The sequence below is a fragment of the Luteitalea sp. genome, assembly GCF_044337415.1.
Taxonomy (GTDB): Bacteria; Acidobacteriota; Vicinamibacteria; order Vicinamibacterales; family Vicinamibacteraceae; genus Luteitalea.
This window is the reverse complement of sequence record NZ_JBIINP010000122.1, coordinates 1-12,823: the sequence shown is the minus strand read 5'-3', so window position 1 is coordinate 12,823 and position 12,823 is coordinate 1. Positions and strand designations below refer to the sequence as shown.

Genomic DNA, 12,823 nt, shown 5'->3' with positions numbered 1-12,823 from the left:
GACGTGGACGAAGTTGGACGCGCGGTAGTAGCCCACGCCACCGAGTCCCAGTTCCACGGCGGCGGTGCGCAGGGCGCCCAGCGAGACGTCGCCGAGCCGGATGTCGATGGCCTGGCCCTTCATGTGGAAACTGCCCGAGGCGACGGCGCCGCTGCGCCGATGCAGCATCGCGTTGGTGCGGGGCGACCGGTATGCGGAGATGACCTGGAAGGGCGTCGACGTGCCGGTGCGCGCACGCAGCGCGGCGAGCAGGTCGAGGAGCGCCGGGTCGATGTCGTGGACGTCGCCGGTGCGGAAGTCCCGGAGGAGCTTGTTCACCGCCGCCAGGGCATCCGGGAAGTACCGCTGGCCGTCGCCGTACTCGACCTTCAGCTTCTCGGCCGTGTGCGTGTGGGCAAACGTCAGCACGCGCGGGCCGTGCAGGGCCGCGAGGGCAGTTCCGGGAAGGGCGAGCAGGGGGGCGGCCGTGGCCAGGGTCCTGAGGAAGCGACGCCGGTGCATCCAACCACCTTACCATCCGGCGCCGGGCCGACTTTTGCCGTTTGATCGACTCGACGGGCTCCGCCTCAGGGCTTGCCCGAGGTCGCCGGCTCTGCCGTAGCAGGGATTGGCACGGACGCCGGGAACGGGTAGCCCTTCGCCAGCGCCTCGGCAAGTGTGGCGTCGTGTCCGTAGACGTCGGGCAGGAAGGACGTGACGCCCGTGTCGCTCACCTCGGCGAGGTCGTAGAACAGGATGACGCTCATCGGCTCGTCGAGGGTCACGCGCGACGTGGCGTCGGCCTTCATCGCCGCGTCGATCCGCGCGCGCGTCCAGGCCTCGTCGCCACGCAGCAACCACGCCGCCAGGAGTTCGGGATGCTCGAGCCTGATGCAGCCGTGGCTCGCGTCGCGCCGCGCCCGCGTGAACGTGCGACGCGTCGGCGTGCCGTGCATGTAGATGGCGTCGTCGTTCGGGAACATGAACTTGGCGAGCCCGAGCGAATTGCCGGGCCCGGGCCGCTGCCGGATGAAGAGCCGGCCCTGCGCGACCTTGTCGAGGGTCTCGGGCGTCGGCTCGAACGCCGCGGCACTGGCCGCCCGGCTGGCCACGATCTCGTACGCGTTGCGCGCGAGGAACGTCGCATCGGCCCGGGCCTTGGGCAGGATCTCGTCGACCACGATGCTCCGGGGCGGGTTCCAGTAGGGCCGGAACTCGATGTACTCGAGCTGCTCGAGGAACAGCGGCGTCTGGTGATCGAGCGCACCGCCGACGACCACGTTCATGCGCAGGGGTGCGTCGGACGCACGCGGGTCGGTCGCCGTCAGGCGGAAGGACGCGATGTTGACGAGGATGTGCGGCTCATCGGCGAGATCGGGCAGCCAGCGCTGACGCTCGAGCGAGCGCTCGAGCTGCCGCACGCGTTCGGCCAGGGGCACGTTGATGGCCGCGAGCGTTGCCGGCCCGAGCCGGCCGTCGGCGTCCAGGCCATGACGGCCCTGGAAGCGACGCACGGCGTCGACGAGCGGGCCGACGTAGCGAGGATCCTTGCCGGTCGCCGGCATGGCGGCGAGGTCGCCTGTCGCGGCGAGCCGGGCCGCCAGGGCCGAAAGCCCGGACCACGCCATGCCCGGCATGAGGCGCGGCACGCCGGCGGGGAGCGCGGGCAGGCGGGGCGGCTCGCCCATCGCGGCCAGCGACCGGTACGTGGCGAGCGTCGCGCGCGTCCGGGTGTACACCGGCGTCCGTGGCTCGAGATCGCGCAGCACCTCGACGAGCCCCTTGGCGCGTGCGTCGAGCAGTGCGGCGACGCCGTCGTGCGGCGTGTGCGGCCCCTCGTACTTCCACCCCAGCAGTGCGGGTTCGACGCGGCCGATGTGCACCGCGCGAGTGAGGCGCGTCACCCCGACGCTCAGGGCCAGATCGAACTGTGCCCGGGCCACGGCCGAGCCGCGGCGTGCCTGCAGTTCGCTCCACTGGGCCTGGAGCCGCGTGGCGTCGTAGTCCTCCGGGTCGAGGCCGAAGCGGGCGGCGTCGGCAAGGGTCGCCACGGCGCCAGCCGTCGTCGGCAGCGGGGACGTGCCGTCGAACCAGACCAGCCGATCCGCCTCACCTTCGTAAACAGCCCACAGGTCCTTCGACACGTCGTCGATGACCGGCCACTTCAGCGCCGGATGACGGGCGCCGCCGAGCAGTTGGGTGACGGTCGCGGCGGCCTCGGGGTCGAGGGTCGCCGGGGCGGGTTGGAGCGAGACGACAGGCGCCAGCAGAAGCAGCGCGAGCAGGGAGCGGAGCGACACCACGGGTCCTGCTTCTTGTAACGAAGACGGCGGCGGATCGGAACTACGCCTTGGTCAGATCGGCGCCGGAGTGGTCGTCTTCCCTGTCGGGAGGTAGGAACGCCACATGACATCAGCCACCGACACACCCCTGGCCGCGGTCCGCGAGCACCTCGACTTCCTCGGCTACACGACCGCCGGCCCGGAGAAGGACGGATGGTACCGGGTGGAGCACCCGCGCCGCTGGAACCTCCACCTGCTGCCCACGCCCATCGGCCTGCGATTGCACTGCACGGTGTACCTGGGCGCCAGTGTGCCACTGCGGAAGGGCGAGTGGCACGAGTTCCTGAACCGGTTCAACGAGGAGGCGACCGTCGCACGCGCCACGCTCGCCCAGGACCGCGACGGCGACTGGTTCCTGCGTGCCCGGGCCCTGCTGCCGCCGACGTACGAGCGTCGCCTGTTCGGCGCGCTCATGGACGCCTGGCACGACGACCTCGAGTACATGACGCACGCCCCGTCGGCGCAGGCGCCGACGGCCCCCCTCGACACCGACGACGAGACGGTGAACTAGCGACCCGGCACACGGCCCCGACACCGCAGCGACGCGGCCGGTGCGCCTGCTCGGACCGGGGCGCTATGGCTTCGGGATGCGCAGTGTTGCGCTGATCATCGCGCTGCCGCTGGCTGCGTAGACCAGGACCAGCGGATGGAACGAGGCGGGACCGAGGCGGACCACGCCGAGCCACAGGTGCTCGCCGGTGTGACCGAGGCGCAACGCCACCGCGAGCATCGCCACGATCAGCACGCTGGTCGGAATCGGCGTGCCCTCGAAGTACTTCACCTTGCCGGTCGTGGCGTCGGCCAGCGCGGAGGCCGTCACGTTGAAGCGCGCGAGGCGGCTGACGCCGCAGGCGACGAAGTACGTCAGGACGAGGATGTCCCAACCGCCCCGCAGGCCGAGCGTGTAGCCGAGCACCGCGGGCGCGACCCCGAACGAAATCACGTCGGCCAGCGAGTCGAGGTCGGCGCCGAGCCGCGACTGGCGTCGACGATCGAGGCGCGCGACGTAACCGTCGGCGACGTCGAGCGCGAGCGCGATCGGCAGCAGCGCCATCGCGTACCAGAGGCAGGCCGGATTCTGCACCGCGAGTGCCTCGAGGCACAGGAAGATGGCGACGGTGCCGCACGCGGCATTGCCGATGGTCAGCAGGTCGGCCCAGGTGTACGACCGCAGCATCGAGAGGTGGGGCATGAGGCATTTGAGGGTGGAACAGTCGCCCCGCGCAAGGATCGCCCCCATGGCAGGGGCGTCGACGGCCGCCGCCGACTCCTCGCGTAGGCTCGTCCATCGCCGGCGCCAGACCGAGCCACGTGTAACGCCGGGAGGGCGGCTGCAGTATTGAGGGCAACCAGTCCAACCACTCCGCGGCGGCGAGGTCATCGAGCCTGCCACGCGCACTGCGCCGGCGCCGACGCCGGCAGGGAGATCCCATGGAACGCAAGACAGCCGCCGATTTCGACGAGGAACTGCTCATCCTCTTCGACGCCTACGTGCACGGCGACATCGACAGACGTGCCTTCCTCGATCGCGCCACGAAGTTCGCGGTGGGCGGCATGACGGCCGCCATGCTGCTCGAGGCCCTGAACCCCCGGTTCGCCGAGGCGCAGATCATCGCCAAGGACGACGCGCGCCTCGTGACCGAGTCGGTGGTGTACCCGTCGCCGCAGGGGTACCCGACGACCCGCGGCTACCTGGTCAAGGCGAAGGCCTCGACGGGCAAGCGCCCCGGCGTCCTCGTGGTGCACGAGAACCGGGGCCTCAATCCGCACATCGAGGACGTCGCGCGCCGGTTCGCACTCGAAGGCTTCGTCGTGCTCGCGCCGGACGCACTCGCGCCGCTGGGCGGCTACCCCGGCGACGAGGACAAGGCCCGCGGCCTCTTCGCGACGCTCGAGCAGCCGAAGACGCGCGAGGACATGATGGCCGCCTTCCGCTTCCTGAAGGGGCATGCCGGCTGCACGGGGAAGGTCGGCGTGGTGGGCTTCTGCTACGGCGGCGGCATCGCGCACCTGCTGGCCACGAAGCTCCCCGATCTCGCGGCCGCGGTGCCCTTCTACGGCAACAACCCGCCCCCAGAGAACGCCGCCACCGTGAAGGCGCCGCTGCTGGTGCACCTGGCCGAGAAGGACGAGCGCATCAACGCCGCGTGGCCGGCCTACGAGGCGGCCCTGAAGGCCGCCGGCGTGTCGTACACCGCGCACATGTATGCCGGGGCGCAGCACGGGTTCCACAACGACACCACGCCGCGCTACGACGAGGCGTCGGCCAAGCTGGCGTGGACCCGCACGCTGGAGTTCTTCAAGGCGAAGCTGGCGTAAGGAGCGGGCTACGGGGTGCGGGCTACAGGCGACCTGTAGCCCCGTCGCCTACCAGGCCAGCTTGAAGCGCACACCCGCGCCACGCGACGAGGGCGGCGGCAGGCCCATCCGCCGTTCGCTGGCCGGGGGCCCGGGCAGCGGGGCGCCCGTCAGTTCAGGCCGGCTGATCGCGTCGATGGCGACGCCGATCCCGGCGCCGAGCGCCGTCGACAACGCGACGAGCGCCGCGCGATCGGTGGCGCAGCCGCGGTCGGAGCCGCGCGGGCAGTCCGACAGCAACGCGCCGACCAGGCCGTACCCCGCGCCCACGGCGCCCCCGAGCAGCGCCCCTTCCCACAACGCATCACGGTCCACCGCGGCGGGTCGCTCCGCGGCATCGCGTGGCTGGGGCGCAGCCGCGTCGCACGCGCCCTCGGTGCGGGCCTTGAGCGAGCAGGGCGCCGGCTCCGCGCCTGTCGGTTGCGCCAGCGAGGGCGAGGCGAGCACCAACGAGGCGAGCAGGACCAGGCGAGACACGTGGCGCGGCGTCATGGCCGCATCATGCCACGACCGCGGCGCCCCGACGGCGACGACGAGGGGCACCGCGCGTCACCGAGGCCGATGGACGGGCCACGGCCTGCCGCGCGATACCCTTGCGCGCATGCGCCTCCCATCCCTCCGCTCATGCCGTCTCGCCCTGGCCGTGCTGGCTGCGCCGCTGTGCGTGATGACCATCGCCATGCCGTCGCACGCCCAGGAGCCGCGTGGCCTCACGGGCCAGGTGTTCGATCCGACCGGCGCCGCGCTCCCCGGCGTGACGGTAACGCTCGATCCTGGTGCCGCCGCGCGGACGGCGACGACCGCCCCCGACGGCCGCTACACCTTCGAGGCCGTGGCCGCCGGCGCACACGTCATCGACATCAAGGTGCCCGCCTTCACGGCCTTCCGCGGCGAGGTGACGCTCGGCGCGCCTGGCGACTGGCAGCAGGACATCAGCATGGCGCTCGGCACGCTCACCGAGACCATCCGCGTCACGAGTCGCCGCAGCGACGCGAGCGCGGCGCCCGCAGGCGCGGCCGGCCCGGCACGGGTCCGCGTCGGTGGCAACGTGCGTGCGCCCCGAAAGCTGAAGGACGTGAAGCCCATCTACCCCGACGCGATGCGCAACGCGGGACGAGGTGCAGTCGTGAAGCTCGAGGCCTCCATCGGCCCTGATGGCAAGGTCGCCCGCGTCCGGGCGCTGAACGGGTTCGTGCACCCGGACTTCGCCGCTGCCGCCACGACGGCCGTGTCGCAGTGGGAGTTCTCGCCGACGCTGCTCAACGGCGCGCCGGTGATCGTCGAGATGACGGTCACCATCACGTTCGCCCTCGAGTAGGCGGCACGTACAGGGCGCTGACGCACTCCGCCCTGGAGTTCGGAATCCACCGGGGCGCCCCTTCCCCGACCTGCCGCACAATACGCGGCATGCGGACAGCCCGGATCGGTCTCCTCCTCCTTGCCGTCGCCCTGTCGTGCCCGGCCTCCGACACGCGCCTCAGGGCGGCGCAGGCCGGCCCGATCGTCGTGCTCGCGCCCCATCCCGACGACGAGACGCTCGGCTGTGGTGGCGTGATCGCGCGCCGCGCCGCCGAGGGGCGGCGGATCGTCGTGGTGGTGGTCACCGACGGCCGCGCGCTGTTGCGGCGCTTCGGCATCGACCGCAATCCCACCGAACTGGAGGTGTCGGCGATGCGCAAGGACGAGACGCGACGCGCCGTCGCGATTCTCACCGGCGGCAAGGGCGAGGTCCGCTTCCTCGACGTGCAGAACGAACGACTCGTCGCCGAGCAGGCCGAGACCACACGGCGCATCACCGCGCTGCTGTCGGAGTTGCGCCCCGCCGAGCTCTACGTCCCGAGCCCCTTCGAGGGCCATGCCGAACACGTGGCGACCAACGCGATCGCGCGCGCGGCGTGCGAGGCCTCCGGCGCCTGCGCCGACGTGTTCGAGTTCATCGTCACCCTCAAGCGCGACACCGACATCGCTTCGCTGCCGCGCCGGCGGGTGGGCGTGGACGTCTCGGCGCACCGCGAGACCGAGCACCGGGCGCTGCAGCAGTTCCGCAGTCACCTCGACGTGATCACCCCGACGCGCCCCACGCCCTTCGAGACCGACGCGTATCGGCGCTACCTCACCGACGAGGAGCCCTTCCTGGTGCCGCGCTGAGAACGCCGCGCGAGCCGGCGGCAGTGAGGCCGCCGGCCACGATACACGGGCCGTGGCACGACCGGAGGCTGGTCGTGGACCGAGGTGCGTCCTGCTACCGGCTGGCGCGGGCCTTCACCACGTGATCGGCGACGTCGCCGACCGGCGCGAGCCAGATGCCATTGGCCGGATCCTTCGCATACGCGAGCAGGGCGTCGAGCATGGCGACGCGCGTGGTCTGCCGCCCGCCTTCTCCGATGTCGTGACCGGCGAGCACCAGCCACGCGCCGGCCGTGCGCGCGGCCTCGACGACCGGCCGCAGGTCGGCGAAGTCACGGCCATCCATCTCGATGCCGGTCGCCTGCGCGAGATCGACGTATGACGGATCGTTGGGGGCCTCGTCCATCCACGTGCGCCCGGACACGAAGAGTTCGGCCACCACCGGTACGTAGCTCTGCGTGGTGCGCCCGCGGCCCACGTACGTCTGTCCGCACGGGTAGGCGAAGCTGCGCGGCGCGGGCACGCCGAGCAGTTCCACGATGCGGCGGTTGGCGGTCGCGAGTTCCTCGTGCATGCGGGCGATCGAGTGGTCCTCGAGGGCCTTCTGCCGCGAGAACGGGAAGTTGCCGCTGCAGGAATGCGTGAGCGAATGGTTGGCGATCTCGTGGCCGGCGGCGGCCGCCTGCTTCCAGAGATCGACGGCCTTCTCGACGGCAGACGGCACGACGTAGAGCGTGACCCGGGCGCCATGTCGGGCGAACACCGGCAGGCCCTGCGTCACCTGGCTGGCGCGGCCGTCGTCGAACGACAGGCTGAGAGCCATGCGCGCGCTGGCCGGCCATGCGACGGGCGCGCTGGGCGGTGCGGGCGCCTGCGTGGCCCGCGGCCCGCGGGCCACGAGCGGGACATGGGCGAGGGTAACGGCGACCACCGCTGCCGCGAGGCTGACACCGACGTGCATCGAACGCATGGGGGCTCCGCGGCGGATGGTACCGCAGTCGGCGGGTTCAGGTCCGGGCCCCCGGGGGCGCGCCAGGGCCGCCCCCGGCAGCGCCCCTGCCGTGCGGGACTCCGCTGCTAGAATGGAAGGCGTCGTTTCCCAGTCGGAGGTACGGTCCGAAGTGCATACACGAAACACGTTCCTGGTCGGCGTCGTCGCGACTGCTGTCCTCGCTGGCGGCAGCGCCCTGGTCGGGCAGGGCCCGGCGCCTGCCGGCGCCCCCCCCTACACGCCCGAAGTCTCGATCACGAAGATCCGCACGGAGCCCGGCTTCCGCGTCGAACTGGTGGCGAGCGAACCCGACGTCCAGAGCCCGGTGGCCATGGACATCGACGAGGACGGACGGATGTGGGTGGTGGAGATGCCGGGCTATCCGCTCGACGACTCGCCCACCGGCCGCGTCAAGCTGCTCGAGGACACCAACGGCGACGGACGCGCCGACAAGTCGACGCTGTTTGCCGACGGCCTCCGGCTGCCGAGCGGCGTGATGCGCTACAAGAAGGGCATCCTCGTCACCAGTCCGCCCGACCTCATTTACTTCGAGGACGTCAACGGCGACGGGCGCGCCGACGTCCGCGAGGTGGTGCTGACCGGCTTTGCGAAGACCAATCCGCAGCACGCGGTGAACCACCCGGTGTTCGGCCTCGACAACTGGATCTACCTCGCCCACTCGGGCGGGTCCGAGCCGGTGATCTACCGCGAGTTGTACGGCGACAAGGGCACGGACCTCCGCTTCGCCGCCATGCCGAACGGCAAGCCCCTCGACGCCAAGGGCCGCGGCGTGCGCCTCAAGCCCGACGAGTTCACGGTGGAGGGGCTGTCGAGCCGGACACAGTACGGTAACGCCTTCGACGCCTACGGCCACTTCTTCGCGCACAACAACTCGATCCACCAGCGCCACGAGGTGATCGCGGCGCGCTACCTCGAACGCAACCCGCACCTGCTCCTGCCGAGCGCCATGGCCGAGATCTCCGATCACGGCAACAACAACATCATGGCGATCACGCACGGCGCGAGGTACGACCTGCTGACCGAGGCAGGCCAGTTCACCTCCGCTTGCGCCCTCACGGTGTACGGCGGTGGCGCGTTCCCCGCGGGCTTCGAGGGCTCGACCTTCATCGCCGAGCCCGTGCACAACCTGATTCACCGCGACGTGCTGAAGGCACAGGGGTCCACGTTCGTGGCCAGCCGCGCCCGCAGCGACATGGAGTTCCTGGCGTCGCAGGACGCGTGGTTCCGCCCCGTCAACATGTACGTCGGCCCCGACGGCGCGCTGTACGTGATCGACTACTACCGCCCGTACATCGAGCATCCGGAGTGGGCGTCGAGCGACCTGCAGCGCAACCCGGCGATCCTCTCGACGGGCCAGGACCGCGGACGCATCTACCGCATCGTCGCCAACGAGGGGCCTGCCGCCACCCGGGCGCACATGCGGCCGACGCTCGGGCGCGCCACCGACGCCCAGTTGGTGGAGGCGCTCGGCCACGCGAACGTGTGGTGGCGCCGCACGGCGCAGCGGTTGCTCGTGCACGGCGCACGCCGTCAGGCCGTGCCGGCGCTGGCCGCCATGGTTGCAGGGCGACCGTCGCCGCTCGCCCGCCTCCACGCGCTCTGGACACTCGAGGGACTCGGCCGGCTCGAGCCCGCGCAGGTGCTGCTGGGGCTGAAGGACGAGGACCCGGGCGTGCGCGAGAACGCCATCGTGCTCGCCGAGCGCGTCCTGTCGCAGCCGCAGGTCGTCTCCACGCTGGTGGCCATGGCCGGCGATCCGCAGGCGCGCGTGCGCTTCCAGTTGCTGGCCACCCTCGGCGCGGTCGACACGGCCGAGGCGCGCGCCGCGCAGGAACGCCTGCTGCTCGCCGACCTCGAGGACGAGTGGGTGCAGGTGGCAGCGCTCAGCGCCTCGTCCGATCGCGCCGCCGCCTACTTCGACCGGGCGATGCAGCCCGGGTCGCCGCTCGCCGCCCGCGAGACCCCGGGTCGCGCGATGTTCTTCGACAGGCTCGGCGGCGTGCTCGCGGCCCGGCAGAAGGCCGACGAGCTCGACAGGGCGATCGCGGCCGTGCGCGGCACGGGCGGCCCCGGCGGCGACTGGTGGCGCGCCTCCCTGCTCGAGGGCATGGCGCGCGGCCTGGTGGGCTCGGCCGATCGGCGTCGGCTGGCGGGCAGCCAGGACATGCTGCTCGCCCTGGCCACGGGACCGCAGGCGCGCGTGCGCCGGGCGGCCGTGCAGTTGCTCCGCGTCAGCGGCATCGATTCGGGTCCGGCCGCGACCGCCGCCGTGGCCAGTGCGCGCACGACGGCCAGCGACCGCTCGGCCAACGCCGACGCCCGGGTCGACGCCATCACGCTGCTGGCCCTGGCCGACGCGCCGGCGCATCAGCAGGTGTTCGAGTCGGTGATCGTGCCGACCGAGCCCGAGGCCGTCCAGATCGCCGGCGTGCAGGCCCTCGGCCGGATTCCCGGCCCGGGGACGCCCACCTTCCTGCTCACGCAGTGGCCGTCGATGTCCACGCCCGTGCGCACGTCGGCCGCCACGGTGGTGCTGGCGCGGCGCGAGGGGTCCATCGCGATGCTCGACGCCCTCCAGAGCGGCGACGTGAAGCGCTGGATGCTCAACTTCGGGCACACGCGCAGCCTCATCATGCATCGCGACGAGGCCATCCGCGCCCGCGCCCGCACGGTGCTCGAGGAGGCGCCCGAGGCGCGCGCCGCGCGGCTCTCGCGCTATGCCGCCGCGCTGGGTGGGCGGGGCGACGCGACGCGCGGCGAGGCCGTCTACGCGACGCACTGCGCGATGTGTCACCAGGTCGACGGCCGACGCGGCACCGAGATCGGCCCCGATCTCTCGACCGTGCGCCACCAGCCCATGCCGGTCCTGCTCGAGAACATCCTCGAGCCGAACCGCTCGATCGCGCAGCACTACGAGACGTACTCGGTCGAGCGCGCCGCCGGCGACCCGCTGGTGGGGGTCATCGGTGAACAGTCGCCGACCAGCATCACGTTCCGGCAGGGCCCCGGCGTGACGACCACGGTGCGGCGCGGCGAGATCAAGGCGATGACCGTGGTGCCGCAGTCGATCATGCCGGCGTCGTTCGCGGAAGTGATCACGCCCGACGACATGGCGCACCTGCTGGCCTTCCTCACCAACAGTGCACGGAGCGCAGCGCGATGACGATCACGAACGGCAGTCGGTGGGCGGCAGTCGGCAGTCGCATGGCGACCATGGGCAGGCGGGCGGCGATCGCGTGGCCGTTGGGCCTGCTGATGGCGACCGTGGCCGCGCAGGCGCCGTTGCCAGACGCGAAGACGGCGACACCGCAGGTCATCGCCGCAGCGCTGCTCGACGACACGCAGGATCAGAAGGCCCGCGAGGCGCTCGCCCGCGACGCGGCGCCACGCGCCGCCGAGGTGGTGACGGCGCTGGTGGCCGGCCTCCCCGACCGCGACGAGGTCGAGGAGTACCGGCGTATCCCGTGGATCTGGCGGGTCGCCGTGGCCGCGGGTCGCGCCCGCGACGAGGCGGCGCTGCAGGCGCTGATGGACGTGTCGCTGCCGGCCGACGGCGAACGCCTGCGCGACTGGCAGGCCGTGGTGCTCGGCGGCGGCGTGGTGATGGGCCTCTCGCAGGCCGGCGTGTCGCCACGCGACACCATCGCGCCATGGCTCGCGAAAGCCCCTGTCCGGCAGGCGCGATGGACGCGGTCGCTCGACCTCGCCGAACGGATGGCCGACGACCCGGCAATCCGCAACGGCACACGCTACGACGCGCTGCGGATGCTCGCCGTGCTGCCCTTCGACCGCGTGGGCGCGCAGCTCGAGCGCTACCTCTCGCGCACGGTCGATCCGGAACTGCAGATGGGCGCCATCGGCGCGCTCGGCGACCTGCCGGACCCGCGCGCCGCCGACACGATCACGCGACACATGGACCAGTACACTGAACGCAACCGCACCATCGCGACGGCAGCGCTCGAGAAACACGCGAAGCGCTAGCGCACACCGGCGCGGAACCGCCGCTGCCAGACGCGAGTGGAGGCCGACCGTGCCTCCACTCCGATTCTGAATTCCTGTGCTGCCCGCTATCGCGCCCAGCGTTGCAGCATGTCGGTGAGCGCCTCGAGCTTCAGCGGCTTGGACAGGTAGTCGTCCATCCCCGCGGCCAGGCAGCGCGCGCGATCGTCCTTCATGGCGTTGGCCGTGAGCGCCACGATCACCGGTTGACGCCCGCCGCGTTCGCGGATGATGCGTGTCGCCTCGAACCCGTCGCACTCCGGCATCTGGCAGTCCATCAGCACGAGGTCGTACGGCAGGCCGGCTACCGCATTGGCCGCCTCGAAGCCGTTGGCGGCCACGTCGACGTGATGGCCGAGCTTCTCGAGCATGCGTGTGGCGACGCGCTGGTTCACCGCGTTGTCCTCGGCAAGCAGGATCCGTTGGCGGCCGACGATGGCCTCCCCCTCATCCCCGGCGGCCGTGGCCCCCGCGGGGCGCGCGTGGATGCCGAGCGCCTCGCCGACGGCCTCGTGCAGGTAGCGGCGGCGGATCGGCTTGCTGATGAACCCGTGGAAGCCGGCGGCGCGTGCCCGCGTCACCACGCCCGACGTCACCGTATCGGCGGCGAGGATCAGGGGCAGCGTGCCGAGTCCCTCGGTGGCCAGCACCCGTTCCCGGAACGCCAGCGCACCACCGTGGGGCAGTCCCCCATCGACGATCGCGAGATCCATCGGCGTGCCGGCGTCACGATGACGGATCAGCGTCGCGAGCGCCTCGTCGGCCGTCTCCGCCTCGTGCACCTCCAGGCCCCACGCCGACAGGGCCCCGGCCATCACCTGGCGATGCAGCACATGGCCATCGACGCACAGCACCCGGCGCCCGCCGATCGGGCCCGAGGCCAGGATCACCTCCGGGGCGTCGGCAATGCCCAGCCGTGCCGTGAACCAGAACGTACTGCCCTCGCCGGCCGCGCTGCGTACGCCGACGCGCCCGCCCATCGACTCGACGATCTGCCGGCTGATCG

The 12,823-nt window shown here is 72.0% G+C and carries 12 protein-coding genes; 6 read left to right on the top strand and 6 right to left on the bottom strand.

The features are described from left to right. A partial coding sequence (locus ACIRDX_RS15660) for a DUF882 domain-containing protein (RefSeq protein ID WP_396626372.1) occupies positions 1-501 on the bottom strand: 501 nt, incomplete at its 3' end. Between the two features lie 65 nt (positions 502-566). Continuing rightward, positions 567-2,279: a murein L,D-transpeptidase gene (locus tag ACIRDX_RS15655; RefSeq protein WP_396626371.1), complete on the bottom strand. Its 1,713-nt coding sequence runs from the start codon at positions 2,277-2,279 to the stop codon at positions 567-569. Between the two features lie 106 nt (positions 2,280-2,385). Here ACIRDX_RS15655 and ACIRDX_RS15650 point away from each other — a divergent pair, with 106 nt between their 5' ends. Beyond that, entirely contained in the window at positions 2,386-2,832 is a 447-nt protein-coding gene (locus ACIRDX_RS15650) for a YbjN domain-containing protein (protein ID WP_396626370.1), read from the top strand. A gap of 63 nt (positions 2,833-2,895) precedes the next feature. On the opposite strand, the gene ACIRDX_RS15645 is transcribed toward ACIRDX_RS15650, so the two are convergent. Next, entirely contained in the window at positions 2,896-3,513 is a 618-nt protein-coding gene (locus tag ACIRDX_RS15645; RefSeq protein WP_396626369.1) for a CDP-alcohol phosphatidyltransferase family protein, read from the bottom strand. 239 nt (positions 3,514-3,752) lie between these two features. On the opposite strand from ACIRDX_RS15645, the gene ACIRDX_RS15640 reads away from it, so the two are divergent. Beyond that, entirely contained in the window at positions 3,753-4,640 is an 888-nt protein-coding gene (locus ACIRDX_RS15640; protein ID WP_396626368.1) for a dienelactone hydrolase family protein, read from the top strand. Positions 4,641-4,688: 48 nt separating this feature from the next. On the opposite strand, the gene ACIRDX_RS15635 is transcribed toward ACIRDX_RS15640, so the two are convergent. Beyond that, positions 4,689-5,171, bottom strand: a complete 483-nt coding sequence (locus ACIRDX_RS15635; RefSeq protein WP_396626367.1) for a hypothetical protein — start codon at positions 5,169-5,171, stop codon at positions 4,689-4,691. Positions 5,172-5,280: 109 nt separating this feature from the next. Between ACIRDX_RS15635 and ACIRDX_RS15630 the strand changes: the two genes are divergently transcribed. Next, positions 5,281-5,997, top strand: a complete 717-nt coding sequence (locus tag ACIRDX_RS15630) for a TonB family protein (protein ID WP_396626366.1) — start codon at positions 5,281-5,283, stop codon at positions 5,995-5,997. A gap of 89 nt (positions 5,998-6,086) precedes the next feature. Next, a complete protein-coding gene (locus ACIRDX_RS15625; RefSeq protein WP_396626365.1) occupies positions 6,087-6,827 on the top strand; it encodes a PIG-L deacetylase family protein in 741 nt (246 codons plus the stop codon). Positions 6,828-6,921: 94 nt separating this feature from the next. Here ACIRDX_RS15625 and ACIRDX_RS15620 read toward each other — a convergent pair whose 3' ends face one another. Further along, on the bottom strand, positions 6,922-7,776 hold the full coding sequence (locus ACIRDX_RS15620) for a polysaccharide deacetylase family protein (RefSeq protein ID WP_396626364.1): 855 nt from the start codon (positions 7,774-7,776) through the stop codon (positions 6,922-6,924). A 151-nt stretch (positions 7,777-7,927) separates the two neighbouring features. Between ACIRDX_RS15620 and ACIRDX_RS15615 the strand changes: the two genes are divergently transcribed. Both ACIRDX_RS15615 and ACIRDX_RS15610 read left to right on the top strand, forming a co-directional pair. Then, entirely contained in the window at positions 7,928-10,981 is a 3,054-nt protein-coding gene (locus ACIRDX_RS15615) for a PVC-type heme-binding CxxCH protein (RefSeq protein ID WP_396626363.1), read from the top strand. After that, the gene (locus tag ACIRDX_RS15610; protein ID WP_396626362.1) at positions 10,978-11,799 is read left to right on the top strand and encodes a hypothetical protein; all 822 of its coding nucleotides are present in this window, start codon (positions 10,978-10,980) and stop codon (positions 11,797-11,799) included. The genes ACIRDX_RS15615 and ACIRDX_RS15610 overlap by 4 nt, the downstream gene beginning before the upstream one ends. 86 nt (positions 11,800-11,885) lie before the next feature. Here the strand turns inward: ACIRDX_RS15610 and ACIRDX_RS15605 are convergent. After that, the coding region (locus ACIRDX_RS15605; RefSeq protein ID WP_396626361.1) for a response regulator at positions 11,886-12,823 on the bottom strand (938 nt) is incomplete at its 5' end.

Excerpts from the sequence above, each read along its gene's own strand:
- ACIRDX_RS15650 (WP_396626370.1), top strand. The coding sequence starts at position 2,386 with ATGACATCAGCCACCGACACACCCCTGGCCGCGGTCCGCGAGCACCTC.
- ACIRDX_RS15645 (WP_396626369.1), bottom strand. The coding sequence starts at position 3,513 with ATGCCCCACCTCTCGATGCTGCGGTCGTACACCTGGGCCGACCTGCTG.
- ACIRDX_RS15640 (WP_396626368.1), top strand. The coding sequence starts at position 3,753 with ATGGAACGCAAGACAGCCGCCGATTTCGACGAGGAACTGCTCATCCTC.
- ACIRDX_RS15635 (WP_396626367.1), bottom strand. The coding sequence starts at position 5,171 with ATGACGCCGCGCCACGTGTCTCGCCTGGTCCTGCTCGCCTCGTTGGTG.
- ACIRDX_RS15630 (WP_396626366.1), top strand. The coding sequence starts at position 5,281 with ATGCGCCTCCCATCCCTCCGCTCATGCCGTCTCGCCCTGGCCGTGCTG.
- ACIRDX_RS15625 (WP_396626365.1), top strand. The coding sequence starts at position 6,087 with ATGCGGACAGCCCGGATCGGTCTCCTCCTCCTTGCCGTCGCCCTGTCG.
- ACIRDX_RS15620 (WP_396626364.1), bottom strand. The coding sequence starts at position 7,776 with ATGCGTTCGATGCACGTCGGTGTCAGCCTCGCGGCAGCGGTGGTCGCC.
- ACIRDX_RS15610 (WP_396626362.1), top strand. The coding sequence starts at position 10,978 with ATGACGATCACGAACGGCAGTCGGTGGGCGGCAGTCGGCAGTCGCATG.